Source organism: Amycolatopsis pigmentata, from assembly GCF_042684065.1.
In the GTDB taxonomy this organism is placed as follows: domain Bacteria; phylum Actinomycetota; class Actinomycetes; order Mycobacteriales; family Pseudonocardiaceae; genus Amycolatopsis_E; species Amycolatopsis_E pigmentata.
Map to the genome: position 1 here is coordinate 489,733 of NZ_JBHUKR010000009.1, position 23,543 is coordinate 513,275.

Here is a 23,543-nt window from a genome sequence, read left to right on the forward strand (position 1 = left end):
AGTCACTGAGGGAATATGTTGTAACACGATCGGGTTAACATACGTGGAGTGGCTAACGAGATGCGCTGAGCACCCGATAATGGGGGGTTAATGCTTCGGGCGTGCGCGTGCATCCGGGTCGTGCATCTGCCCCCTGCACCTCCTCCGGCGAGCTGATGCCCATTCTGACGCCACCGGGCCGTGCCCGTGACGGCACTATGGCCGACATCTCCGCGGCACCGCGGCCGGGGGTTCATCGAATCGAGGCCAGGCCGTTTTCCGGACCTGGTCGTCGCCCTCCGGCGGAGGGCCCGGCTTCACCCGAATGGCGGCCCCCGATCGTGGGCCTCAAGGAGGCTGGGCCACCCACCTTTGCGGTGAACGAGGAGGGAACGACGCCGCGGTGGACGATGCGGCGGTGCAAGTTTCCGGGCAAGGCGGATGGGACGGTCCGGGCCGGCGGCCGTGAAAACCGTGAAAGCCCCGAAGCCGTCGAAGGCGCTGTATCCGGGCCGGGAGCGCCAAGCCGGGGGCGGCCACCGGCAAGGCCGCGCCCGGCCGCGTGCCGGTCCGCTAGGAGGTCTGCCGGAACAGGGTGACACCCACCGGGGGCAGTCCGGCCATGCTCGACATCAGCTGCAGGAACGCTTCGCCGTGCGGCTTCAGGTTCGCGTCCGGCGGGGTCCAGGACGCCCGGAGCTCGAGGTCATCGGTGCGCGACGGCCCGGAGATCTCGCCGAACCGCGCGGAGGAGGTCTCGGTCACCGTGCCGCCCAAGGCGCTCCACTCGGCGCCCGAAGTCTCCAGCGCGTCGGTGAGCCAGGACCAGCCCACCGTGGGCAGGAACGGGTCGCTGGCCAGCTCGCGATCGAGCTCCGCGCGTACGTAGACCACCAGCCGCAGCACGCCATGCCACGCCTCGGGACCCTCGGGGTCGTGCAGGAGCACGAGCCTGCCGCTCGCCCCCACGTCGGCGGGGCCCGTCGCCTCACAGGCCACGGCGTAGGCCCACGGGGCCAGCCGCTGGGGTGCCCGGACGGTCTCCAGGGTCACTTCCGGGCGGGGCCGGACGGCTCGTAGCGCCGCGACGGCTTCACGGAACAACTCGGGTGCATGCGTCATCGCGGTCACACGACCGACTGTAAGACGCGACGGGTGCTACCCCGGGTAGACACACCGAGCGAAGCGTGTCACGTGGTCGTGGGACGATATGGGCGATGTCTACTACCGGGTCCACTCCTGGGTCTACCGCCCGCGACCTGCCGGGCGCGCCCTTCCTGGTCGCCGCCCGCGGCGGCAGGCCGGCTCGTCTGCCGGTGTGGTTCATGCGCCAGGCCGGTCGTTCGCTGCCCGAGTACCGCGCGCTCCGGGAAGGCGTGCCGATGCTCAAGGCGTGTTTCGACCCCGAGATGCTCGCCGAGATCACCATCCAGCCGGTCCGCCGCCACGGTGTCGACGCGGCGATCCTGTTCAGCGACATCGTGGTCCCGCTCTACGCCGCGGGCGTCGACATCGACATCGTGCCGGGCAAGGGGCCGGTCGCCGCGGCTCCGGTGCGCTCCGCCGACGACGTCACGGCGTTGCCCCGGCTCGAACCGGGCCAGGTGGAGCAGGTCGCCCAGGGCGTGCGGTTGCTGGTGGAACGGCTCGGCGAGACGCCGCTGATCGGGTTCGCCGGCGCGCCCTTCACCCTGGCCTCCTACCTCATCGAAGGCGGACCCAGCCGTACTTTCGAGCACACCAAGGCCCTTATGCACTCCGAGCCCCGGCTCTGGCACGAACTGGCCGGGCGGCTGGCCGAGATCGCGCTGAACTTCCTGCGCGCGCAACTGGACGCGGGCGTGGACGCCGTGCAGCTCTTCGACTCCTGGGCGGGGGCGCTGTCGCCGCGCGAGTACCGCGAGTTCGTGCTGCCGCATTCGGCGGCGGTGCTCGGCGGTGTCGCCGACTACGGCGTGCCCCGCATCCACTTCGGTGTCGGCACCGGTGAACTGCTGCCCGCCATGCGGGAGGCGGGCGCGGACGTCGTCGGTGTGGACTGGCGGATCCCGCTCGACGAGGCGGTGCGCAGGCTGACCGCCGAGGGCCAGGCGCCGCCCGCGGTCCAGGGCAACCTGGACCCGGCGCTGCTGCACGCTTCCTGGCCGGTGATCGAGGCCGAGGTCCGGCGGATCGCCGAAGAGGGACGCGCGGCCGCCGGGCACGTGTTCAACCTCGGCCACGGGGTGCCCCCGGGCACCGACCCGGACGTGCTGACCCGCGTGGTCGACCTGGTGCACCGGCTGGAGCCCTGATGCGCGTCGCCGTGGTCGGAGGGGGCGTGTCCGGCCTGACCGCCGCCTACCGCCTGCGCACCCGGCTCGGCGACACCGCGACCATCACCGTGCTCGAAGCGGACGGCGTGCTCGGCGGGAAGCTCCGGACGGCCGAGGTCGCGGGGGTGCGGTTCGACGTCGGTGCCGAAGCCTTCCTCTCGCGCAGGCCGGAGGCGCTCGAGCTGATCCGCGAAACCGGGCTCGCGGACGAAGTGGTTCACCCCACTCCGGCGCGGTCCACGGTGTGCGCGGGCGGGCGGCGCGTGCCGTTGCCCGGCGGCACCATGATGGGCGTTCCTGGTTCGGCCGACGCGGTGGCCGGCGTGCTGTCCGAGCGGGGACGGGAAATGGTCGCGGCCGAACCTGGGCTGCCACCGGTCTCGCTCGGCGAGGAGGACGTCGCGCTGGGCGGCCTGTTGCGTTCCCGGTTCGGCGACGAACTGGTGGACCGGCTGGTGGACCCGCTGCTCGGCGGCGTCTACGCCGGGGGCGCGGACGGCCTCGGGTTGCGGGCGACCCTGCCCGCGCTGGCCTCGGCGATCGAGGGCGGCGCCGGTTCGCTGACGGTCGCGGCGGCCTCGCTGCTGCCCGCGCCTGCCAAGGGCTCCCCGGGCACCCCGGTTTTCGGGACGCTGACCGGCGGCCTCGGCACCCTCGTCGACAGGCTCGCCGAACTCGCGAAGCCCGATCTCCGGCTGGAGACCCGGGTGGTGGCGCTGAGGCGGCGGGAGACCGGCTGGACACTGGAAACCGGGCATGGCGAAACGCTCGACGCGGACGCCGTGATCCTCGCCGTTCCCGCCCCGGCGGCGCGCAGGCTCCTCGACGGCGTCGTGCCCGAAGCGTCGGAGGCGCTGAGCCGCATCGAACTGGCTTCGATGGCGGTGGTCGCGCTCGCGCTGCCGCCCGGCACCGAGTTGCCCGACGCGTCGGGCGTGCTGATCTCAGCGGGGGAACGGCACCGTGACGGCACACCCTTCGCCGCGAAGGCGTTCACCTTCTCCAGCCGCAAGTGGGCGCATTTCGCCGGTGGGCCGGTCTTCGTGCGCGGGTCGGTCGGGCGGTTCCGCGAACCGGGCGCGCTGCGCGCGGACGACACCGAACTGGTCCGCCTGGTACGCGCCGACCTCGCCGAGTTGACCGGCATCACGGCGGCTCCGGTGGACGTCGTGGTGACCCGCTGGGGCGGTGGGCTGCCGCAGTACGGCGTGGGCCACCTCGGCCTCGTCGAGCGCGCCGAGCGTGCCGTGTCCGGACTGCCGGGCCTGGCGATCGCCGGGGCCGCGTTGCACGGTGTCGGCGTTCCCGCGTGCATCGGCACCGCCACGGCCGCCGCGGAGGCGATCGTGGCGGGTATCGCACCCTGAGCGTGCCCGATCCGGGTTCGGTGCCCGCCGGCCGAGTGCCATGATGGAGACATGGCACGCCTGAACTACAACGAGCTCAACGACACCGTCCGCTACACCGCCTGGTCGGTGTTCAAGGTGGAGCAGGGAAGGCTGCCCGACGACCGGGGCGCCGCCGCCAGTGAGACCGAGGGGTACCTGGATGCCTTGGAGAACAAGGGCGTCGTCGTCCGGGGCGTGTACGACCTCGCCGGGTTGCGGGCCGACGCGGACTTCATGATCTGGTGGCACGCGTCCGAGGCCGAAGCCGTGCAGGCCGCCTACACCGGGTTCCGGCGCACGCCGCTCGGCCGGGTGTCGACGCCGGTGTGGAGCCAGTTCGCGCTGCATCGGCCTGCCGAGTTCAACAAGAGCCATGTCCCGGCGTTCCTGGCCGGGGAACCGGCGCGCAAGTACGTCTGCGTCTACCCGTTCGTCCGCTCCTACGACTGGTACCTGCTCCCCGACGACGAGCGCCGCAAGATGCTCGCCGACCACGGCAAGGAGGCCAGGGACTACCCAGACGTGCGGGCGAACACGGTGGCCTCGTTCGCGCTCGGCGACTACGAGTGGATCCTCGCCTTCGAAGCCGACGAACTGCACCGGATCGTCGACCTCATGCGGCATCTGCGGGCGACCGAGGCGCGTCGGCACGTCCGCGTGGAGATCCCGTTCTACACCGGCACCCGGATCGCTCCCGCCGAACTCGTCACGAATCTCCCGTAGCCGCTCCTGGCGATCTCCTGGCTCGGCTGGCCCTCGACGTCAAGCTACGCGGTAAGGGGCTGGGCACACAGCTTCTCGTCGACGCGATCAGCAGGATGGTCGGAGCGGCCGAGATATCGTCCGGCGTCTGATCGTGGTCGACGCTATCGACGATAGTGCCGCGGCGTTCTACCGGAAGCACGACTTTGTGCCCGTCAAGGGAAATCCTCATCGCCTGATTCTGAAGATCGCTACTGCCCGCAAGGCGATGGGTGTGACTTGAGCCAGGATCGGGACTTCCGCACCTACCGCGAAGCGATCCGGCGCAGTGGGGAGAGCAGCCGGGAAAGCGGTTTCCGGCGTGGGCTGAAGCCGGCGTGTTTTCCGTGAGCCACCAGCCAGTCCGCGAACATGTCGGCGTCCTGCCGCGCTCGGACGCCCTCGGCGCGCGGGTTCTCCGCCGCGTACTCGTCGAACAGGGGCCCGAACGACTCGCCCAGCGCCGCCGGCACATCCGGCCGGAGCCGGGCGACGATGCCACGGCGCTTCGCCCGCAACACCGTGGATTCGACCGCCAGGCGCGCGGAATCGAAGCCCGGGGGCGGTGGCCCGCCCGCGAGCAGCGCCCGCAGCAACTCGGCCTGCCGGGCCGCGAGCCGTTCGCGAGGATTCCCAGGGTTCCCGGGGCTTTCCGGAGTCACAGCCGGGCCCGGATCGCCGCCAGTTCGGCGGCGAGTTCACTGTCGGCGGGGTAGTCGTCGTCGCGTTCGAGCAGAACGCCGGGCGGCTCGGTCCGTTTCCGCAACTCGCCGAGCAGGTCGAGCACTTCGGGCCTGACAGGGTGGGCGTGGGTGTCGTGATAGACGCCATCCCGTTCCACGCCACCGGCCACGTGCACGTAGGCGATCCGGTCCAACGGCACCTCGTCGAGAAAGGCTCCGGGATCGGCGCCCAGGTTGCGCGCGTTGGCGTAGAGGTTGGCCACGTCGACGATGAGCAGGCATCCGGTGCGCTCGGTCAGTTCGCGCAGGAACTCGCCTTCACCGAGTTCCGCGCCGGGCCAGGCGAAGAGCGCGGCGATGTTCTCCAGCGCGAACGGGACACCGACGATCGACTGGACCACCTTCACGTTGTCCACCAGCACATCCAGCGCTTCGCGGGTGCGGGGCACCGGGAGCAGGTGTCCCGAGTCCAGCCCGCCCGCGCGGACGAAGCACACATGGTCGCTGGCGAGCGGCGCACCAAGTGCGGCGGTGACCCGGGCGAGGTGCTCGGCGCGGCGCGTGTCCACCGGTTCGGCGCCGCCCAGCGAGAGCGAAACCGCGTGGGGAAGCACCGGAAGGCCGCGATTTTTCAGGTCCAGCAAGGATTCCGGCAGCGCGCCGGGGTCGAGGTTTTCGGCGATCACCTCGACCCAGTCCACCCCGGGAAGGCGCGCGATGGACAGGTCGAGTTCCGGGCGCCAGCCGATCCCGACGCCCAGGGATCCGGCATCAGCCACCACAGCGTTCAACCACCCAGCGTTCAACCACCCAGCGGTCAACCACCACAGCCTCCGCCACCGCCGCATCCGCCACCGCCGCCGCAACCGCTGCTCCCGCCGTCGAAGCCGCCGCCGCTGCTTCCGCCACCGGAACCGGCCGCGAAAGCGGCGCCGATCGCGGCATCGGGATAACTGCTCAGGCCGCCCAGGGCGACGGCGCCCGCGGCACCGGCCAGCAGAGCCGTTCCCCGGGCGCCAGCCAGCGCCTTGGAGCCCGTGACGGTGGGGCGCCGCTCGACCCATCCCCGGGCCCGGTAGACGACCACGAGTAGCATCACCGTGACCACGAGCAGGACCGTCAAACCGCCCACCGGACGGTCCAGTCGTGTGCCGTTGATCCAGCGGGCCAGCCCGGTCAGGAACACGAGCCCGTAGAGGGTGAGGGTGATCTGCCAGACCTTGGTCAGCGACCGCCGGGGGACGAGCAGCCCGCGCTCGGTGAGGTCCGCCGCGAGCCTGTTGATGGCGGGGTGATCGCGGAAATCGTCCCGCAGCCGGGCGATCCGGCGGCGCGGATCGTTCTTGACCCGGCCCCAGACCGCGCTTTCCAGCCCGTCGGACGGCCGCCGGCCGATGACGGTGAGCTTGCCGCCGGTGTTGACGCGCAGGCTTTCCCGCTCGACCAGCGTGGCGATCGTGGCGTCGGTGACGCGGTCGGCCCCGCCGGCCAGGTAGGCGGCGTGCGCGGCGCCGGGCAGCGGGCCCGCCGTGCCCCCACCACGGAACCGGAGCACCGTGACGGCGACGGCGAGAAACAGTACCGGCACCGCGAGCAACACCAGATAGAGCAGGATGAAGCCGGGACCCGAAATCCCCCAAGGCTCGTTCACGCGAGCCAGCGTAACGGCGAAATCCCGTTCGACGCCGCGAAGGGCGGCAAACGGGCCTTATCGTCGCCGGGTGTGCCCCGCTATTCGGCGGGCACCAACCGGAGCGAGATCGAGTTGATGCAGTAGCGCTGGTCGGTCGGCGTGCCGTAGCCCTCGCCTTCGAAGACGTGCCCGAGGTGGCTGTGGCAGGTGGCGCACAGAACCTCGGTGCGCACCATGCCGAGACTGCGGTCCTGGCGCAGGATGACGGCGTCGGTGTCGGCGGGGTCGTAGAAGGACGGCCAGCCGCAGTGGCTTTCGAACTTGGTGTCGCTGCGGAACAGTTCGGCGCCGCAGGCACGGCACTCGTACACGCCCTGGGTCTTGGTGTCGGTGTACTCGCCGGTGAAAGCGCGCTCCGTGCCCGCCTGACGAAGCACCGCGTACTCCTCCGGCGTGAGGCTCTCCCGCCATTCCGCTTCGGACTTCACCACGCGCGGGCTGGACTGCGGGCTGGAATCGGTACGAGGTTCCATACCTCGAATCTACGCCTGCCGGGCCTCTCTCAAGGGAGGAGCCACTGGACGGCGCGGGTGATGATGTCCCAGGAGCTGACGACGACCCCGAACACGATCAGCGTCGCTATCAACGCGGCGAGCCACCAGCGCAGACCGGTCGCGCGGTGGCTGGAGTCCGCGAAGTCGGCGACCCCTTCGAGCGAAGCCTCGACGGTGAAGGCTGGACCGCAGCGCTCCATCCGGTCCAGGTGCTCGGCGAAGGCCCGCGCCTCGGGATCGGCCGGATCGAGCCCGATCAGATCCTCGTCGAAGCGGTGATGGCGGGCCGGGTCGGTTTCGGCCATGTCCCCACGGTAACCCACGCCCGTAACCGTGGCGCGGACCACGGTCAGCCGCCGAAGGCCTTGGTGTTGGCGTCGATCTTGAGACCCTCGCCGGTGTTGACGACTCGCCAGTGTGGCCGGCCCGCCCCGTCGATGGTCGTGTAGAGCTCCACCGAACCGTCGGAGTTCGCACCCTGGTCGGCGGAAACATTGCGGTAGCCGGTGATGCGGTGCTGGGACCAGTAGGTGATGAAGGCGTCTTGGCTGCCGTAAATCTGCTGCGCGGCGGGGGTGAGCTTGTTCCAGCCTTCGCTGCTGCCGCCGGAGGAAGTGAGGGGATCGAGGAAACCGACCACCAGGTTGGCCGCGTCCTGGATGTTGACCTTTCCGGTGCTGGGAGTTCCGCCCAGGGCGGCGGCCGGCGACGAGGGGCCGGACGAGGGACGAGAGGCCTGCGACGTGCTGGTACCGCCCTGACCGGGCTGCGGGGTGCCGTTGTGGTCGTTCCCCTTCGAGTTGAGGATCAGGAACACCACGGTGGCGATCACCACGACGCCCGCGGCGATCGAGCCGATCAGGACGCCCTTGTTCTTGAGGGGCGACGAGGACTGCTGCGGCCGCACGGGCGGCCGCGACGTCGGATGGTAGGCGGCGGTCGGGTTCTGCAACCGGGGCTGTTGTGGCGGCATCCCGGCGAAACTCGGGGCGTTCCCGCCGACGGGCTGGTTCACCCGCTGCCACGGTGGCCGGTCCCCCTGACCGACCTGCCCGGCGGGCATCGGGTTACCGGCGACACCGGCGGCGGGACGGCCGGGGGGCGGCGTCGGCGGAGCGACCAGGGTGGGGGACGGGGCGGCCGGCGAAGCGGATTCGGGTGCGGCGGCCAGCGCCGCGAGCTTGTCCCGCGCCTCGATCATGCTCGGCCGCTCGTCGGGTTCGATCCGGAGCAGGTTCATCAGCAACGCGGTCGCCTTGCCGGACTGGCGGGGCGGGATGACCTGGCCGTTCGCCGCGGTGTAGAGCAGGGCGAGCTGGTTGGTGCTGTTGCCGTAGGGCGGCTGGCCCTCCAGCGCGTGGTACAGGGTCGCGCCGAGGGAGAACACGTCGGACGCGGGCGAGGGGTCGGAGCCGCGGGCCAGTTCGGGCGCGAGGTAGGCGGGGGTGCCGCCGATCAGCCCGGTCTGGGTCAGGGTCAGGTCACCGGCCGCGCGGGAGATGCCGAAGTCGGTGATCTTGGCGGTGCCTGCCTCGTCGATGAGGATGTTGGCCGGCTTGATGTCCCGGTGCACGATGCCGGCCCGGTGCGCGGCGACCAGCGCCGAGGCGACCTGCGAGCCGATCTTGGCGACCTGCGCCAGCGGCAGCGTGGTCTGCTCGGCGAGCACGGCCGACAGGCTGCGCGAGGGCAGGTATTCCATGACCAGGCATGGGTCCCCGCTGTGCTCGGCGATGTCGAACACGACGATGGCGTTGGGGTGCTGGAACCGGGCCGCGTTCTTGGCCTCGCGCATCGCCCGCTGGCGCATGTTGTTGCGCTCGGTCTCCGACATGCCGGGCTGGGCGAGGATCTGCTTGACCGCGACCGAGCGTTCCAGGCGTTCGTCGACCGCCCGCCACACGACGCCCATGGCGCCGCTGCCGATGTGCTCAACGAGGCGATAGTGCCCTGCGATCAGCTGACCGGTGTCGATGGCGACTACTCCTCGGAAACTACCCGCGCTTCTTGGCTTCCCTGAGCGCGAACGACTTCCTCGCGCACCGCACCGAGTGTAGCGGGCTGGTTCGTGCGGCTGTCGTAAGCTGCCCCCCGTACGACCTTGATCATTCCCAGCGCTCCTACCAGCGCGAATCCGGCGTAACACGCGAGCAGGGCCGGCGGCGTGCCGCCGGTGAGCGCGTCGCCCAGTACGACCACCGCGATCGTGCCGGGCAGGCTGCCCAGCACGGTGCCGGCGGCGTAGGGCAGCGGACGGACCGACAGGATCCCGCAGCAGTAGCTCAACGGCGCGAACGGCACGACCGGGATCAGCCGCAGCGAGGTCACCGCGAGCACACCACCGCCCGCCAGCCGTTCGTCCACCGAGCGCACCGAGCCGCGCTGCAGATGGCGGGAGACCAGGTCCCGGCCGAGCAGCCTGGCCAGCCCGAAACCCAGCATCCCGGACACTGCGGTCGCGCTGATCGCGACGCCCACCCCCGCCAGATCGCCGAAAAGCAGGCCGGCCGCCAGGTTGAACACCGTCCTCGGCACCGGCGCCACGGTGACCACCGCGTACGCCGCGAAGAAGAGCAGCGCGGCGGACGCGCCCCGGCCCGCCGCCCAGTCGCGCAGCCCGGCGGGACCGGGCAACGGCAGTACCGTGGCCGCCACGATCGCGGCCGCGAGCAGCGCGAGCGCGACGATCAGCTTGGTGCGGCGGGACATGTGACCACCGTAGGACAGCGGGATTCCGCGGCCGTGACCGGCTTCGGGGAAGACTCCGGGGAGAACACCGCGAGTGTCCGGAAAGCGCTTTCCCGCCGCCCTGCGGGTCAGGAGAGGTGCGGCATGACCTCGGCGGCCAGCCGTTCCATCTGCGCGGCCGGGTCGGTCAGCGGCGTGAACAGGATCAGTTCGGCGCCCGCCTCGGCGACTTCGCGCACCCCGCGCACGCAGTTCCCGGGCGTGCCGAACACGGCCGCCGACTGCCGGTCGCGGCCGCCGCGATCGCCGTAGATCACCGACAGGCCCGCCACCGCCAGCTCGGCTGCGCGCGCGGCGTCATCGTCCACGGCGACGTAAACCCGCTTGGCGAGCCGGAAACTCCCCGGCTCGCGTCCCGTGGCGGCGAGTTCCTCGCGGACGATCCCGACCTGTTCGGCGAAGTCTGCGGTGGTGCTCGACCCGGCGCCGAAGAAGCCGTCCCCGTGCCGGACCGCGCGCCGCAGCGCCGCCGGGTGCCTGCCGCCGAACCACACCGGCGGATACGGCTTCTGGGCGGGCTTCGGCTCCATGATCGCGTCTTCGAGCTGCCAGAACTGTCCGTCGAAGGTGACCCGTGGGCTGGTCCACAGTTCCTTCATCAGGTTGAGGCCCTCGGTGAAGCGGCCGACCAGGCGGTCGGGATCGACCGAGAAGGCGGAGAACATGCGGCCCCGGCCGCCGGTGCCGATGCCCACTTCGAGACGGCCGCGGCTCAACTGGTCCAGCGTGGCGAGGTTCTTGGCGAAATGAACCGGGTTGTGCAGCGGGCTGACGAACACCGCGCACCCGAGACGGAGCCGTTCGCTGCACGCGGCGGCGTAGGTCATCAGCTCGATGGGCCCGAGGTTCGCGCCCGGACCGAGTACCTGTTCCTGCGTCCACCCGCTGTGGTAGCCGAGCTCCTCCGCCCGGTGCACGAAGCCGGCGAAGCCGGCCGGGTCGAAGGCGCCGTCTTCGAAGAACTGGGGGAGGGAGATCGCGAATCGCATGCGCGAACCCTAACCGGCGGGCTTTGACGTGCGGAAACCTAGGCCGGTCGGACGTCCTCCATGCCTTCCGTGTGCTCGGTGTGCCGGCGCCGGGCGAACAGGCCGACCGCGATCACCACGAGCATCACGACGGTGAGCCAAATGTAGGCGTTGTGGTACACCACGCCGAAGTGATCGAACGACGGATAGCCGAGGATGCTGTTTTCCTCGAAGCCGAACAGCTTCAGCACTCCGCCCGAGGCGATCGCGAAACTCAGCACGAGCGCGATCCACGCGCCGACCGCACGCTTGCCGAGACTGGCGTGCAGCAGGTAGATGATCAGCGGGCCGAGCCACACCCAGTGATGCACCCAGCTGTACGGCGAGACGGCGGTGGTGGCCAGGCCGCACAGCACGACGGCGAGCAGTTCCTGTCCCGAGAACGACAGGTACCGCGCCAGCAGCAGGCAAGCCAGCGCGACCACGGCGGCCGAGGCCAGCCACAGCAGTTGCGCGCCGCCCGCGAGGCCGATGGTGCGGGCGAACAGGCCCCGCAGCGACTCGTTGCTCGGATTCTCCGGAACGCCGACCCTGGTCGGGTCGGCGAAGGCGCCCGACCAGAACGTCGCCGAGTCGTGGGGCACCGCGAGGAAACCGATCAGCACGGTGGCGGCGAACGAGCCCACCGCCACGGCGGCGGCGCGGTAACGCCGGGTGAAGATCAGGTACAGCACGAAGAAGGCGGGGGTCAGCTTGATGCCCGCGGCGATCCCGGTGAGCACGCCCTTGGCCCACGTGCGGTCCGGCAGGGCGAGATCGACCAGCACGATCGACATCAACAGGATGTTGACCTGCCCGAACGCCATGGTCTGCCGGATCGGCTCGATCCACAGCAGGATGCCGGCCAGCGGCAGGCTGAACACGGCGAGCCGGAGGTCGCGGCGATAGCCGAGCATGGACAGCGCGGCCCAGGCGCCCAGCGCCAGCAGCGCGAAGTTCCCGAGCGCGCCGGTGTAGGTGAACGGGGTGCCCTGCAACTTGGCCAGCGGCACGAACATCAGGGCCGCGAACGGCGCGTAGACGAACTCCCACTCACCGCGGGTGTGGCCTGCCAGCGGGGTGTCGTAGACCGAGACACCGTCGAGGATGCGTGTCCCGGCGATCCGGTACACGCTGAGGTCCAGCAGATGCATCATGCCGCCGAGGTCGGCGAGCACCTGACGCACGTACACTCCGCCCGCGAGCGCGCCGAGCACCAGGCCGGCCCAGAACACCGGCCAGGGCAGGGGCCTGCGTTCCGGCGGCGAGGGTGCCGGCAGGTCGGCCGGTGCCTCGACGGCGGATGACGACACGGTGATTCCCCTTGGGCTCGGCGGCTGGGACGAACGCCTAGGGTAACGATCGGGCATAGCCGTCCCTAAGCGGGGCAGAGCGTGCCATCGGCGGGCACCTTCCCGTCGGCGAGGAAAGCCCTCACCGCCTCCCCGACGCACGGTGACGTGAACGCGGCGTGCCCGCTGCCCTGCCAGGAGATCCGGACCGCGCTGGGCATCTGCGCGGCGGCACGGGTGGTGCCGGGCTCGGGCGTCACGGGGTCGGACGCGGTGGCGGTGACGAGGATCGGGGGCAGGCCCGCGACGCCCGGTGGCGGCAGTGGGGTGGTGCGTCCCGGCCACGGAAGACACCAGGTGAGCCGCTCGGTCGCCGCCGCGCCGAAGAGGGCGGACTGCTGCCGCAGCCGGGTGCCGAGCGCGGTGATCTGGTTGGCGGACAGGCGGGCCGAACTGTCGTTGCACTCGGTGGCCAGCGCGCCGTCGAGCCGGGGCGGGGCCGCTTGCGAACCGTGGAGCATGGGATCGACGAAGGCCGCGAGGGGCGCCGGGTTCCCGCCTCCCGCGGCCTGGATCGCGGTGGCGAGTTCGGGCCAGCGCGCCGGGTTCGCCAGCCCGACCGTGATCGCGTCGAGGGCCAGGCCGGGGCTGAAGGCGGTGCCGTCACCGAGCATGGGCTGATCCGCGCGCAGCCGGTCGAGGAGCGTGGTCACCGCGGCGGTCGCGTCGCCCAGCCCGCAGCGCCGGTCCGCGCAGTCCCGGCCGAAAGCGTCCAAAGTGGACTGACGGGCGGCGGTGAGGTCGGCGAGCGCGGTGGCCGGGTCCGGGGACGGGTCGGGGATGCCGTCGAGCACGACCCGGCCGAAGCGCCCCGGGTAGCGCGCGGCGTAGGAGGTGAGCACGTGCGAGGCTTCGCCGTGCGCGATCGCGTTCAGCTTGGGGACCCCGAGCTGGACGCGGATCTGCTCGAGGTCGCCCGCGGCGCGCCAGCTGTCGATGGCGAGCTGGCTGTTGCCCAGGTCGATGGCGCACTGCTGGCCTGCCCGGCGGGCGGCGTCGAGTACCTCGTCGATTTCGTCGGCGGCCGGGTCCTGGGACAGGAGCGTGGTGCGCACGTCCCGGGGCACGCAGCCCACCGCGTCGGAGTCGCCGGTGCCCCGGCGGTCCACGCCGATCAGGGAGAAACGGGAGAGCAGCGCGGGCGGCAGGGCCGCCGCGAGATGCGCGGCGTAGTGGGTGCCGCTTTCGCCCTCGATGTCGTTGAGCACCAGCAGCGGGATCGGGCCGCTGCCCGCCTTGAGCAGCGCGACGTGCGTCGGGATGCGGCCGGGAAGGTCGGGTGAGTCGAGCACGGAGGTGACCGTCGCGCAGGTGAAGGACAGCGCCGAAGCCGGCACCGAGGGCGGCTCGAGCCGGGAACGCACCTGCGTGTCACAGTCGGACCACTGCACCGACGGGGAACGCGGCTCGGTCAGCGGTGGCAGCGGCACCGTCGAGGGCACGCCGGCGGTGGGCGCGGAGCGTGCGTCGTTCTCCACCACGGCCGGGCGCCGCGAGGGCCCCGCCGTGCATCCGGTGAGCACGACGGGCACGAGCAGGGCCAGCAGTAACCCCTTACCGCGGCGCACGATGCTTCCCCTCCCCGGTTCCCATACCATTCCAAACCTTCGCACGGGCGGGGTGAGCAGCGGGTAAGCGGGTGCCCGGGAGATCAGGAGGGCCTCCGGTACCGCAGCATGGAGAACCCGTCCTCGTACAGGATCGACGCCAGTTCCATGCGCCGCGATTCACTCGTCGTCCGGCCCACCGCGATCCGGTCCGCGCCGCCGCCCGCCAGCAGCGGAGCCATGGTCAGGCACAGCTGGTCGACCAGGTCCGCGGCGATCAGCTCGCCGAACAGGTGCGGGCCGCCTTCGCAGTTGACCCGTTTGAGCCCCCGCCGGGACAACTCGGTCAGCGCGGCCGGAAGGTCGACCATGCGCTCACCGACGACGAGCACCTCTCCGCCCGCGGCGGCCAGCGCGTCGCGGCGCTCGCGGGGAGCGTGCTCGCTGGTGACGATGATCGGTGGCACGTAAGTGTCGGTGAACAGCGCGCATCCGGGGTCGAGGCGGGCGGTGGCGGTGACCACCACGATCGGCGGGATCTCCGAGAGCCCGAGGCTCTTGCGCCGCTCGCGGCGCTCCGACGTCGTGCGCGCGCCGCGATAGCCCTCGGCGCGGACCGTTCCGGCCCCGACCATGACCACGTCGGCGAGGTCGCGGCCGAGCAGGAAGATCCGCTTGTCTGCGGGGTGGGACAGCGCCTCGGAACGGTCGTCCAAAGTGGCGGCTCCGTCGGCGGATGAGACGAAGTTCACCTGGACCCACGACGTGGCGATTTCCGGGGGGTAGCCGTAGATCCGCATCAGGTCCTCGTCGGTCACTTCGTCGAGTGGGGTTGGCCACAACATCCGCATGGTCGTCCATCCCAGCATGGGGTCGATCGGGAGGTAAAGCGCAGGTCGAAGCGGGGATGCCCGTTCGTGAGCCCGCTCAATCCGGCCGGAGTGAGCCTGATCAACCTCGCGGGCCGAGGCCCCCTGCGCCGTCTAAATTCGCCTTTATGCAGCTCACCGACCGGTTTCCGGAGATCGGGCCCGAGGAACTGATCACGGCGCTGGTGCCGCCACCGCGTTTCGACGCGGTCCGGTTCTCCACCTACGTGCCCGATCCGGGTGAACCGAGCCAGGCGGCGGCGGTCGCGGCCTGCTCGGCCTTCGCCGGGCGGATCCCGGCGCAGGCCCCGAAGAGGCCTCTCCTGCGTCGCCTGTTCGGTGCGGCTGGGGAGGAGCCCGCGGGTTCTCTTGGGCTGTACCTCGACGGCGGGTTCGGTGTCGGCAAGACCCACCTGCTCGCGTCGCTGTGGCACGAGGCGCCCGGGCCGAAGGCGTACGGCACCTTCGTCGAACTGACCCACCTGGTCGGTGCGCTGGGCTTCGCGGAGGCGGTGCGGCGGCTGTCCGGGCACCGCCTGCTCGCCATCGACGAGTTCGAACTCGACGACCCGGGCGACACGATGCTGGTGACCCGCCTGCTGCGCGAGTTGACCGGCGCCGGTGTCCGCGTCGCGACGACGTCCAACACGCTGCCCGGCAAACTGGGCGAGGGCCGTTTCGCCGCCGACGACTTCCTCCGTGAGATCTCCTCGCTGGCACAACGGTTTTCGGTGGTGCGCGTGGATGGCCCCGACTACCGCCACCGCGGCCTGCCGGAGGCGCCACCGCCGGTCGACGACGACATCCTGCTCTCGTCCGCGGAGGCGAATCCGGGGTCCACTTTGGACGATTTCGGCGCGCTGTGCGCGCATCTGGCGCGGTTGCACCCGTCCCGCTACGGCAGGCTTGTCGACGGCGTGTCGCTCGTGCACCTGCGCGATGTGCGGCCGGCGCCGGACCAGAACGTCGCGCTGCGGCTGGTCGCCTTCGCCGACCGCCTCTACGACCGCGCCGTTCCGGTGCTGACCTCGGGGCAACCGTTGTCCGGCCTGTTCACCGACGAAATGCTCCAAGGCGGATACCGGAAGAAGTACCTGCGCGCGGTCAGCCGCCTGACCGCCCTCGCCCGCGAAGCCGTGCCTGCGTAGTACCCCTTGTGTCAACACGCGGCTGTCAAGGTGACCACTGAGCGCGCCGACTGAATCCGCTATCGGGGCGGCGGGGCGCCTTTTCGTCCCAGGTGACGTGCGTTGGTAAGGAGCGCCCTGTCGACACGATCGCGGGGGCGCGCAAGGCCGCGGAGGGGCTGCGTGATCAGCGGGTGACCACGTCGGCGACGATGTCGAGGCCGTGGTCGAGATCTTCCCGGCTGATCATCAGCGGCGGTGCGATCCGCAGCGTGGTGCCGTGGGTTTCCTTGCACAGCACACCGCGCCGGGCGAGCTCTTCCGAAGTCTCGCGCCCGGACGGGCCGCCAGGGGTCAGGTCGATGCCCGCCCACAGGCCGCGTCCGCGGACCTCGGCGACGCCGTGCCCGACGAACTCGCCCAGCCGGGCTTCCAGGTGCGCGCCCAACTCGGCGGAGCGCCGCTGGTACTCGCCGGTCGACAGCAGTTCGATCACGGCCCGGCCGACCGCGCAGGCCAGCGGGTTGCCGCCGAAGGTGGACCCGTGCTCGCCCGGCTTGAGCACCCCCAGCACGTCCCGCCTGCCCACCACCGCCGACAGCGGCACGATGCCACCGCCGAGGGCCTTGCCCAGGGTGTAGAGATCGGCGCGGACGTGTTCGTGGTCGAGCGCGAACAGCGTGCCGGTGCGGGCCAGGCCCGACTGGATCTCGTCGGCGATCAGCAGGACGCCCGCCTCGTCGCACACCCGGCGGGCCTCGGCGAGGTAACCGTCGGGGGGCACGAGGACCCCGGCTTCGCCCTGGATCGGTTCCAGCAGCACCGCCGCGGTGCGTTCGGTGATCGCGTCGCGCAGCGCCTGGGCGTCGCCGTACTTGACGACGACGAAGCCGGGGGTGAACGGACCGAACCCGGCGCGGGCGCTCTCGTCGGTGGAGAACGAGACGATGCTGATGGTCCGGCCGTGGAAGTTCGAGCCCGCGACCACGATCTCGGCCTGGTCCGCCGGGATCTTCTTGACCTCGTAGGCCCACTTGCGCGCGACCTTCAGCGCGGACTCCACGGCCTCGGCCCCGGAGTTCATCGGCAGCACCATCTCGGTGCCGGTGAGTTCGGCGAGCTCCGCGCAGAAGACGCCGAGCTGGTCGTGGTGGAACGCGCGTGACGTCAGGGTGACGCGGCCGAGCTGGGCGACGGCGGCGGCGACGAGAGCGGGATGGCGGTGCCCGAAGTTCAGCGCCGAGTAGGCGGAAAGGAAGTCCAGGTAACGCCTTCCGGCGACATCGGTGACCCAGGCACCCTCGGCCTCGGCGATCACCACCGGCAGCGGATGGTAGTTGTGCGTGCTCCAGCGTTCGTCGAGCGCGATGAAGGCGGCCGTGCTGCCGGGGGAGGTCCTCGACATGGTCTCAGTCATGACCTAGAGGCTACGGGCAGTCCGGGCGGCGCTTCATCCCGGAAAACGCTGCTTTCACCCGCTGATCGTTGCGTTTCCGGCCGGGAAACCGGCGGAACGCTGCGCCGGTCACCCCGATCGTGTGAGAAGAGGGGTGGCTGCCTGTTCACGGCGGCGCGTTCGCCAACCGTGGTGCTGGTCTGAAAGAGTGTGCGAACGTGACCGACGAGCTTTCCTTCCTCCGCAAACAGGCGCGTTCCCAGCGCTTCACCCTCGGCACCCCGCGGGAGTTCCGGGTGTCGCCGGATGGGAAGAGACTGCTGTTCCTGCGATCGGAATCGGGCACCGATCGCCGCAACAGCCTGTGGGAGACCGACCTCGAGTCGGGGGCCGAAGCCAAGATCGTGGACGCCGTGGAGTTGCTGCCCGGCGAGGAGGAACTCCCCCCGGAGGAGCGCGCTCGCCGGGAACGCAGCCGGGAGAGCGCGGGCGGGGTGGTCGGTTACGCCGTCGACGACGACCTGCGCCTCGCGACGTTCTCGCTGTCCGGCCGGCTCTACGCGGTCGATCTGGCCACCCGGGAGGTGACCGAACTCGTCGCGGGCGCCGTGGTCGACCCCCGGCCCGACCCGGCCGGGAAGCACGTCGCCTACGTGCGTGACCGCAGGCTCCGGGTGATCGAACTCGCCACCGGCGAGGACCGGGTGGTGGTCGAGGAAGCCGCCGACACCGAAGACGTCGCGTGGGGCCTGGCGGAGTTCATCGCGGCGGAGGAGATGGGCCGGGCGCGCGGCTACTGGTGGTCGCCCGATGGCACGAGCCTGCTGGCCGAGCGCACCGACCGGTCGGGGGTGAGCCGCTGGACGATCGCGGACCCCGCCGACCCGGGCGCGTCCGCCACGACCGTCGCCTACCCGGCGGCGGGCACGGCCAACGTCGAGGTGTCACTGGCCCTGCTGGGCCTCGACGGCTCTCGGGTGGACATCGAACGCGGTGACTGGGAATACCTGGCCGCGGTGCACTGGTCGGCAGGCGGCCCGCCGCTGCTGGCCGTGCAGCCGAGGGACCAGCGCCGGCTCGACATCCTCGCGGTGAACCCGGACGACGGTTCGACGAGCCTGCTGCACAGCGAAACCGATCCGGACTGGGTGGAGTTGGTCCCGGGCGTTCCGGCCTGGACCACCGGCGGGCGGCTCGTGCGCGTCAGCGCCGCCGACGGCCGCTACCGGCTCCTGATCGACGGTGAGCCGGTGACCCCGCCCGGACTCGAAGTGCGTTCCGTGCTCCACGTCGGCGACGAAGTGCTGTTCAGCGCGTCCGAGGACGACCCGACCCAGATCCACGTCTACCGCACCCGGAACGGCTCCGTCGCCCGAGTGTCCACATCGGACGGTGTGCACATCGGCGGGGGAACCGCGGCGGTGACGGTGCTTTCGTCATGGTCGCTCGAGCGGAGCGGGCCCGAGGTTTCCGTTGTGCGGGAAGGGAAGCCGGTCGTCCCCGTCCGCTCGTACCCGGTCGATCCGGGGCTGGAGCCCCGCCCGCTCATGCTCTCCGTGGGCGAGCGCGGGCTGCGGGCCGCGCTGTTGCTGCCCACCGGGTACCGGCCGGGAGAGGACCCGCCGCTGCCGGTTCTGCTCGATCCCTACGGCGGTCCGCACGCGCAACGCGTGCTCCACAGCCGCAACGCGTTCCTCACCTCGCAATGGCTGGCGGATCAGGGATTCGCCGTGCTGGTGGCCGACGGCCGCGGCACGCCGGGACGCGGTCCGGCCTGGGAGAAGGAGGTCGCGGGCGACCTCGCCGGCGTGACGCTGGCCGACCAGGCCGACGCGCTGCGCGCGGTCGGCGCCGACCACCCGGAACTGGACCTCGGCCGGGTGGCGATCCGGGGCTGGTCCTTCGGTGGCTACCTCTCCGCGCTCGCCGTGCTGCGGGCTCCGGAGACCTTCCATGCGGCGGTCGCCGGTGCGCCGGTCACCGACTGGGCGCTCTACGACACCCACTACACCGAGCGGTACCTGGGCAGGCCGGACGAGAAACCCGACGCCTACCGGCAAAGTTCGCTCATCGACGACGCGCCGGGGCTGCGCCGTCCGCTGCTGATCGTGCACGGTCTGGCCGACGACAACGTGTTCGTCGCGCATTCGCTGCGGTTGTCCTCGGCGTTGCTGGCGGCGGGCCGGGCGCATACCTTCCTTCCGCTGGTCGGCGCGACGCACATGACGCCCCAGGCCGAGGAAGTGGCCGAGAACCTGGTCCGGCTCCAGGTGGAGTGGATCAAGCGCGAACTGGACAACCGGGAGGACGCGTGAAGCGCTGGGGTTTGACCATTCCGCTGAACGGGGTGCCGCTGATGGCGCACCGCGAACTGGTCGAGCGGTTGCCGGATCTGGGTTACACGGACGCCTGGACGGCCGAGACCGCGGGCAACGACGCGTTCTCGCCGCTGCTGCTGGCTTCGCAGTGGGCCCCCCGGCTGCGGCTGGGCACGGCGATCGTGCCGGTCTACACGCGCGGGCCCGGGCTGCTGGCGATGTCGGCGGCCACGCTCGCCGATGCCGCGCCCGGCCGGTTCGTGCTGGGCATCGGCGCTTCGTCCCCGGTGATCGTGTCGGGCTGGAACGCGGCGGAGTTCGCCGAACCCTTCGGCCGCACGCGGGACACCCTGCGGTTCCTCCGTGCGGCGCTGGCAGGGCAGAAGGTGACCGAGAAGTATCCGACGTTCTCGGTGAACGGCTTCCGGCTGGAACGGGTGCCCGATCCCGCGCCCGGCATCATGCTCGCGGCGCTGCGGCCCGGCATGCTCCGGCTCGCCGCCCGGGAGGCCGACGGCGCGATCACCAACTGGCTCGCGCCCTCCGACGTGCCCAAGGTGCAGGCGGAAATCGGTGACGACCTCGAACTGGTGGCGCGCGTGTTCGTCTGCCCGACCGAGGACCGCGAAGCCGCGCGGGCGCTGGGCCGGAGGATGATCAGCAGTTATCTCACGGTCCCGGTCTATGCCGCGTTCCACGACTGGCTCGGGCGCGGTGAACTGCTCGCGCCGATGCACGAGGCCTGGGCGCGGGGCGACCGGAAGGCCGCCAACGCCGCGATTCCCGACGAGGTGGTCGACGATCTGCTGATCCACGGCTCGCTGGCGGAGTGCCGCGAAAAGGTCCAGACCTACCAGGACAACGGGGTGGACACGCCGCTCATCACGCTGGCCGTCCCCGGCGACGACCCCGCCGCGACGGTGGCGGCGCTGGCTCCTCGCTGAATTCCCCGGGCCCCTCGACAACACCCTGCCTCCCCGTTCGCGCAATCGAGAGGGTGCGTAGAGTAGCTGAGGGTAGGCAAACCTAAGGAAAGACCTTGGGATGTTGGGAAGGGCACCGAGGGGGCACTGAGTGGACGCTGTGGGCGCGCCGGACGCGCTGGCCGGCGGAGCGGCGGGGCACGAGCGGCTGGCGGAGTTGATTCCGTTGGCGCTCGGGACGCTGGCGGCAGGGGGAACGGAGCGTGACGGTGCCGCGCCCGCGGGCGGACCCGCCGCCGTCGCGGCGGCCCTGAGCGGCGCCCGGCCCTTGGTGCCCGCCGAAGGCGTCGGTGCGGAGCGGGCGCTGGCCGAGTTGGGCACGCTGTTCGCCGCGGGATCGGTCGATCCGGCCGAACCGTGGTGCGCGGCGCACCTCCATTGCCCGCCGCTGGCCGTCGCGGTCGCCGCCGACGTGGTCGCCGGCGCGCTCAACCCGTCGATGGACTCCTGGGATCAGGCCCCGGTGGCGACCGAACTCGAGCGTGAGTTCGTCACCGAGATGGCGCGCCTGTGTTACCCGGATGAGCCGGCGCCCGACGCGGTCGTCACCACCGGGGGTACCGAGTCCAACCTGCTCGGCCTCCTGCTGGCGCGCGAGCGGAACCCGGCCGTGCGGCCGGTGTGCGGTGCGAGCGCGCACCACAGCGTCGCCCGCGCGGCCTGGCTGCTCGGGCTTCCCGCGCCGGTCGTGGTGGACTGTGATGACCAGCGGATTCGTCCCGCCGCTCTCGAGACGGCCCTCGGCACTGCGCTGGACGGTGCACCAGCCGTCGTGGTGGCGACCGCGGGCACCACCGACACCGGGGAGATCGATCCGCTGCCCGAGGTGGCGCGGATCTGTCGCCGCCACAACGCGCGCCTGCACGTCGACGCCGCTTACGGGGGGCTCGCGCTGTGCAGTCCTTCGTTGCGGTCCCGGTTGGACGGACTCGGCGAGGCCGATTCGATCGCTCTCGACCTGCACAAGTTCGGCTGGCAGCCGATTTCCGCGGGCCTGTTCGTCTCCCGCGTGGCGTCCGACCTCGACGCGCTGACGGTGCGAGCCGAATACCTCAACTCCGAAGACGACACCGAAGCCGGGTTGCCGGATGTGCTCGGCCGCTCCCTCCGGACCTCACGCAGGCCCGACGTGTTCCGGATGGCGGTGACCATGCGGGCCCTCGGCGTCCGCGGCATGGGCGCGATGGTGGAACAGTGCTGCCGGACCGCGGCCGAGGTCGCCGGGCTGATCGATGCCGACCCCGGGTTGACGCTGTGGGGAAGCCCGAAACTGTCCACCGTGCTGTTCCGCCCGGCCGTCGCCGACGACATCACCGTTCCGGCGGCGAACGCGCTGGTCGCGCGGATCCGGCGGACGCTGCTGGAGGCCGGGACGGCGGTCGTCGGACGCGCCACGATCGGCGGGCGGATCTGGCTCAAGCTCACCTTCCTGCACCCGCACGCCACGGCCGCCGACTATTCCGGCCTGCTCGGCGAAATCCTGGCCGTCGCCCGTGCCGAAATGACCCCGCCGGCCGCGCGAGCCGCGTCCGCCGAGGGCGCGGTGACTTCATGACGGGGGAGCCCCTCGATCTGGCCGGTGTGGGCATCGGCCCGTTCAACCTGTCGCTGGCCGCGCTGGCCGAGAAGGTCCCGGGCCTGTCGGTGGCGCTGTTCGACCGGCGCGAGGAATTCCGCTGGCACCCGGGGTTGCTCATCGAGGGCGCCACGATCCAGGTGCCCTTCCTGGCCGATCTGGTGTCGCTGGTGGATCCGACCAGCCCACTGTCCTTTTTGAACTATCTGCGGGAGCATGGCAGGCTCTTCCCGTTCTATTTCGCGGAACGGTTCCACCTGCCGCGCGCCGAGTACGACCACTATTGCCGCTGGGCGAGCGGGCGGCTCGGCAGTTGCCACTTCGGTGCCGAGATCACCTCGATCGCCTGGGCGGACGGCACCTTCCGGCTGACTTCCGCGGTGGACGCCGAGCCGGTCAGGGCCCGGAACGTGGTGCTCGGCGTCGGCACCTCGCCGTGGCTGCCGGAACCGTTGCGGAGCCTGGAATCCCTTGGTTCCGTGGTGCATTCGGCGCACTACCTCGACGAGAGAAAGCGCTTGCTGGACGCTCCCGTGGTGACCGTCGTCGGCGCCGGGCAGTCGGGCGCCGAAGTCTTTCTCGACCTGCTGCGTCACCGTTCACGCCCGGACGGCCTGCGCTGGATCGCGAGGACTCCGGCGTTCGCGCCGATGGAGTACTCCAAGCTCGGGCTCGAACAGTTCACCCCGGACTACACCGGGTTTTTCCACGGCCTCCCCGAACCGGAGCGTGACCGGCTGCTGCCGTCGCAATGGCAGCTCTACAAGGCCATTGACGCCGGCACGATCGCCGCTATCCACGACGAACTGTATCGCCGGAGTGTCGGCGGAAACTGGCCCGACGTCGTCCTCACGCCGGGGGTGGAGGTCGTCTCGGCGCGGCCCGACGGGACGAGGATCGCGCTGGGCCTGCGGCATCGGCAGCAGAGCGCCGGCGCCGTCTGGCACACTGACGCGGTGGTCGCCGCGACCGGTTACACCGAGACGCCGCTGGACGACCTGCTCGCTCCGCTCGGCGCCTGCCTGGCACGCGACGGCAGCGGAAGGCTCGTGGTCGAGCGCGACTACCGGCTTCGCCTGTCCCCGGACGGTGCCGGCATCACGGGTTCGATCTACGTGCAGAACGCCGAACGGCACACGCATGGCGCCGGTGCGCCGGATCTCGGCCTGGCCGCGTGGCGGGCGGCGTCGATCATCAACTCGGTCCGCGGGCACGCGGTCTACGATCTTCCCTCCCGTACCGCGTTCACCAGGTTCGGCCTGTGCCCCCCAAGCGAGGAGAGACAGTGAACGACGAACTCGACGAGGCGGACGCCTGGCGGCTGGCC

At 71.3% G+C, this 23,543-nt stretch carries 21 protein-coding genes; 8 read left to right on the forward strand and 13 right to left on the reverse strand.

Translation table 11 applies throughout. The features are described from left to right. Nucleotides 1-552: 552 nt before the first annotated feature. Nucleotides 553-1,110: a DUF3000 domain-containing protein gene (locus ACFSXZ_RS21765; RefSeq protein ID WP_378266953.1), complete on the reverse strand. Its 558-nt coding sequence runs from the start codon at nucleotides 1,108-1,110 to the stop codon at nucleotides 553-555. An 86-nt stretch (nucleotides 1,111-1,196) separates the two neighbouring features. Between ACFSXZ_RS21765 and hemE the strand changes: the two genes are divergently transcribed. The 3 genes from hemE to hemQ are packed head-to-tail and all read left to right on the forward strand — an operon-like array spanning nucleotide 1,197 to nucleotide 4,405. Beyond that, nucleotides 1,197-2,273, forward strand: coding sequence for a uroporphyrinogen decarboxylase (gene hemE, locus ACFSXZ_RS21770; protein WP_378266954.1), 1,077 nt, complete (start codon nucleotides 1,197-1,199; stop codon nucleotides 2,271-2,273). Further along, nucleotides 2,273-3,661 carry a protoporphyrinogen oxidase gene (hemG, locus tag ACFSXZ_RS21775; protein ID WP_378266955.1) on the forward strand — a complete coding sequence of 463 codons (1,389 nt, stop codon included), beginning with the start codon at nucleotides 2,273-2,275 and terminating at the stop codon, nucleotides 3,659-3,661. The genes hemE and hemG overlap by 1 nt, the downstream gene beginning before the upstream one ends. A gap of 51 nt (nucleotides 3,662-3,712) precedes the next feature. Beyond that, nucleotides 3,713-4,405, forward strand: a complete 693-nt coding sequence (gene hemQ, locus ACFSXZ_RS21780) for a hydrogen peroxide-dependent heme synthase (protein ID WP_378266956.1) — start codon at nucleotides 3,713-3,715, stop codon at nucleotides 4,403-4,405. Nucleotides 4,406-4,689: 284 nt separating this feature from the next. Here the strand turns inward: hemQ and ACFSXZ_RS21785 are convergent, their stop codons facing one another. The 11 genes from ACFSXZ_RS21785 to ACFSXZ_RS21835 form a co-directional block, all read right to left on the reverse strand. Then, nucleotides 4,690-5,085, reverse strand: coding sequence for a hypothetical protein (locus ACFSXZ_RS21785; RefSeq protein WP_378266957.1), 396 nt, complete (start codon nucleotides 5,083-5,085; stop codon nucleotides 4,690-4,692). Beyond that, nucleotides 5,082-5,888: a DUF692 domain-containing protein gene (locus ACFSXZ_RS21790; protein ID WP_378267007.1), complete on the reverse strand. Its 807-nt coding sequence runs from the start codon at nucleotides 5,886-5,888 to the stop codon at nucleotides 5,082-5,084. Before ACFSXZ_RS21790 ends, ACFSXZ_RS21785 begins: the two co-directional genes overlap by 4 nt. A gap of 35 nt (nucleotides 5,889-5,923) precedes the next feature. After that, complete coding sequence (locus ACFSXZ_RS21795; RefSeq protein WP_378266958.1) at nucleotides 5,924-6,757, reverse strand: TIGR04222 domain-containing membrane protein; 834 nt, start codon at nucleotides 6,755-6,757, stop codon at nucleotides 5,924-5,926. 80 nt (nucleotides 6,758-6,837) lie between these two features. Continuing rightward, nucleotides 6,838-7,272: a peptide-methionine (R)-S-oxide reductase MsrB gene (msrB, locus tag ACFSXZ_RS21800; RefSeq protein ID WP_378266959.1), complete on the reverse strand. Its 435-nt coding sequence runs from the start codon at nucleotides 7,270-7,272 to the stop codon at nucleotides 6,838-6,840. A 29-nt stretch (nucleotides 7,273-7,301) separates the two neighbouring features. After that, nucleotides 7,302-7,598, reverse strand: a complete 297-nt coding sequence (locus tag ACFSXZ_RS21805; RefSeq protein WP_378266960.1) for a hypothetical protein — start codon at nucleotides 7,596-7,598, stop codon at nucleotides 7,302-7,304. A gap of 44 nt (nucleotides 7,599-7,642) precedes the next feature. Further along, nucleotides 7,643-9,253, reverse strand: coding sequence for a serine/threonine-protein kinase (locus ACFSXZ_RS21810; RefSeq protein ID WP_378267008.1), 1,611 nt, complete (start codon nucleotides 9,251-9,253; stop codon nucleotides 7,643-7,645). 20 nt (nucleotides 9,254-9,273) lie between these two features. Beyond that, on the reverse strand, nucleotides 9,274-10,002 hold the full coding sequence (locus ACFSXZ_RS21815) for a TVP38/TMEM64 family protein (RefSeq protein WP_378266961.1): 729 nt from the start codon (nucleotides 10,000-10,002) through the stop codon (nucleotides 9,274-9,276). A 107-nt stretch (nucleotides 10,003-10,109) separates the two neighbouring features. Further along, the gene (locus tag ACFSXZ_RS21820; protein WP_378266962.1) at nucleotides 10,110-11,030 is read right to left on the reverse strand and encodes an LLM class flavin-dependent oxidoreductase; all 921 of its coding nucleotides are present in this window, start codon (nucleotides 11,028-11,030) and stop codon (nucleotides 10,110-10,112) included. A gap of 38 nt (nucleotides 11,031-11,068) precedes the next feature. After that, on the reverse strand, nucleotides 11,069-12,361 hold the full coding sequence (locus ACFSXZ_RS21825) for a glycosyltransferase 87 family protein (protein WP_378266963.1): 1,293 nt from the start codon (nucleotides 12,359-12,361) through the stop codon (nucleotides 11,069-11,071). A gap of 65 nt (nucleotides 12,362-12,426) precedes the next feature. After that, nucleotides 12,427-13,998 carry an alpha/beta hydrolase gene (locus tag ACFSXZ_RS21830; protein ID WP_378266964.1) on the reverse strand — a complete coding sequence of 524 codons (1,572 nt, stop codon included), beginning with the start codon at nucleotides 13,996-13,998 and terminating at the stop codon, nucleotides 12,427-12,429. Between the two features lie 53 nt (nucleotides 13,999-14,051). Beyond that, nucleotides 14,052-14,798: a pyrimidine reductase family protein gene (locus ACFSXZ_RS21835; RefSeq protein WP_378267009.1), complete on the reverse strand. Its 747-nt coding sequence runs from the start codon at nucleotides 14,796-14,798 to the stop codon at nucleotides 14,052-14,054. Between the two features lie 146 nt (nucleotides 14,799-14,944). Between ACFSXZ_RS21835 and zapE the strand changes: the two genes are divergently transcribed. Next, nucleotides 14,945-15,964 carry a cell division protein ZapE gene (gene zapE / locus ACFSXZ_RS21840; RefSeq protein ID WP_378266965.1) on the forward strand — a complete coding sequence of 340 codons (1,020 nt, stop codon included), beginning with the start codon at nucleotides 14,945-14,947 and terminating at the stop codon, nucleotides 15,962-15,964. 166 nt (nucleotides 15,965-16,130) lie between these two features. Here the strand turns inward: zapE and rocD are convergent, their stop codons facing one another. Then, complete coding sequence (gene rocD / locus ACFSXZ_RS21845) at nucleotides 16,131-17,360, reverse strand: ornithine--oxo-acid transaminase (RefSeq protein ID WP_378266966.1); 1,230 nt, start codon at nucleotides 17,358-17,360, stop codon at nucleotides 16,131-16,133. 197 nt (nucleotides 17,361-17,557) lie between these two features. Here rocD and ACFSXZ_RS21850 point away from each other — a divergent pair, with 197 nt between their 5' ends. From ACFSXZ_RS21850 to ACFSXZ_RS21865, 4 genes are all read left to right on the forward strand, one after another. Next, nucleotides 17,558-19,654 carry a S9 family peptidase gene (locus tag ACFSXZ_RS21850; protein ID WP_378266967.1) on the forward strand — a complete coding sequence of 699 codons (2,097 nt, stop codon included), beginning with the start codon at nucleotides 17,558-17,560 and terminating at the stop codon, nucleotides 19,652-19,654. Then, nucleotides 19,651-20,601, forward strand: a complete 951-nt coding sequence (locus tag ACFSXZ_RS21855; RefSeq protein ID WP_378266968.1) for an LLM class F420-dependent oxidoreductase — start codon at nucleotides 19,651-19,653, stop codon at nucleotides 20,599-20,601. Before ACFSXZ_RS21850 ends, ACFSXZ_RS21855 begins: the two co-directional genes overlap by 4 nt. 130 nt (nucleotides 20,602-20,731) lie before the next feature. Then, a complete protein-coding gene (locus tag ACFSXZ_RS21860) occupies nucleotides 20,732-22,195 on the forward strand; it encodes a pyridoxal phosphate-dependent decarboxylase family protein (RefSeq protein WP_378266969.1) in 1,464 nt (487 codons plus the stop codon). Continuing rightward, nucleotides 22,192-23,505 carry a lysine N(6)-hydroxylase/L-ornithine N(5)-oxygenase family protein gene (locus tag ACFSXZ_RS21865; RefSeq protein ID WP_378266970.1) on the forward strand — a complete coding sequence of 438 codons (1,314 nt, stop codon included), beginning with the start codon at nucleotides 22,192-22,194 and terminating at the stop codon, nucleotides 23,503-23,505. Before ACFSXZ_RS21860 ends, ACFSXZ_RS21865 begins: the two co-directional genes overlap by 4 nt. Nucleotides 23,506-23,543 lie beyond the last annotated feature (38 nt).

Excerpts from the sequence above, each read along its gene's own strand:
- hemE (WP_378266954.1), top strand. The coding sequence starts at position 1,197 with ATGTCTACTACCGGGTCCACTCCTGGGTCTACCGCCCGCGACCTGCCG.
- hemG (WP_378266955.1), top strand. The coding sequence starts at position 2,273 with ATGCGCGTCGCCGTGGTCGGAGGGGGCGTGTCCGGCCTGACCGCCGCC.
- hemQ (WP_378266956.1), top strand. The coding sequence starts at position 3,713 with ATGGCACGCCTGAACTACAACGAGCTCAACGACACCGTCCGCTACACC.
- msrB (WP_378266959.1), bottom strand. The coding sequence starts at position 7,272 with ATGGAACCTCGTACCGATTCCAGCCCGCAGTCCAGCCCGCGCGTGGTG.
- ACFSXZ_RS21805 (WP_378266960.1), bottom strand. The coding sequence starts at position 7,598 with ATGGCCGAAACCGACCCGGCCCGCCATCACCGCTTCGACGAGGATCTG.
- ACFSXZ_RS21815 (WP_378266961.1), bottom strand. The coding sequence starts at position 10,002 with ATGTCCCGCCGCACCAAGCTGATCGTCGCGCTCGCGCTGCTCGCGGCC.
- ACFSXZ_RS21820 (WP_378266962.1), bottom strand. The coding sequence starts at position 11,030 with ATGCGATTCGCGATCTCCCTCCCCCAGTTCTTCGAAGACGGCGCCTTC.
- ACFSXZ_RS21830 (WP_378266964.1), bottom strand. The coding sequence starts at position 13,998 with ATGGTATGGGAACCGGGGAGGGGAAGCATCGTGCGCCGCGGTAAGGGG.
- ACFSXZ_RS21835 (WP_378267009.1), bottom strand. The coding sequence starts at position 14,798 with ATGCGGATGTTGTGGCCAACCCCACTCGACGAAGTGACCGACGAGGAC.
- zapE (WP_378266965.1), top strand. The coding sequence starts at position 14,945 with ATGCAGCTCACCGACCGGTTTCCGGAGATCGGGCCCGAGGAACTGATC.
- rocD (WP_378266966.1), bottom strand. The coding sequence starts at position 17,360 with ATGACTGAGACCATGTCGAGGACCTCCCCCGGCAGCACGGCCGCCTTC.
- ACFSXZ_RS21865 (WP_378266970.1), top strand. The coding sequence starts at position 22,192 with ATGACGGGGGAGCCCCTCGATCTGGCCGGTGTGGGCATCGGCCCGTTC.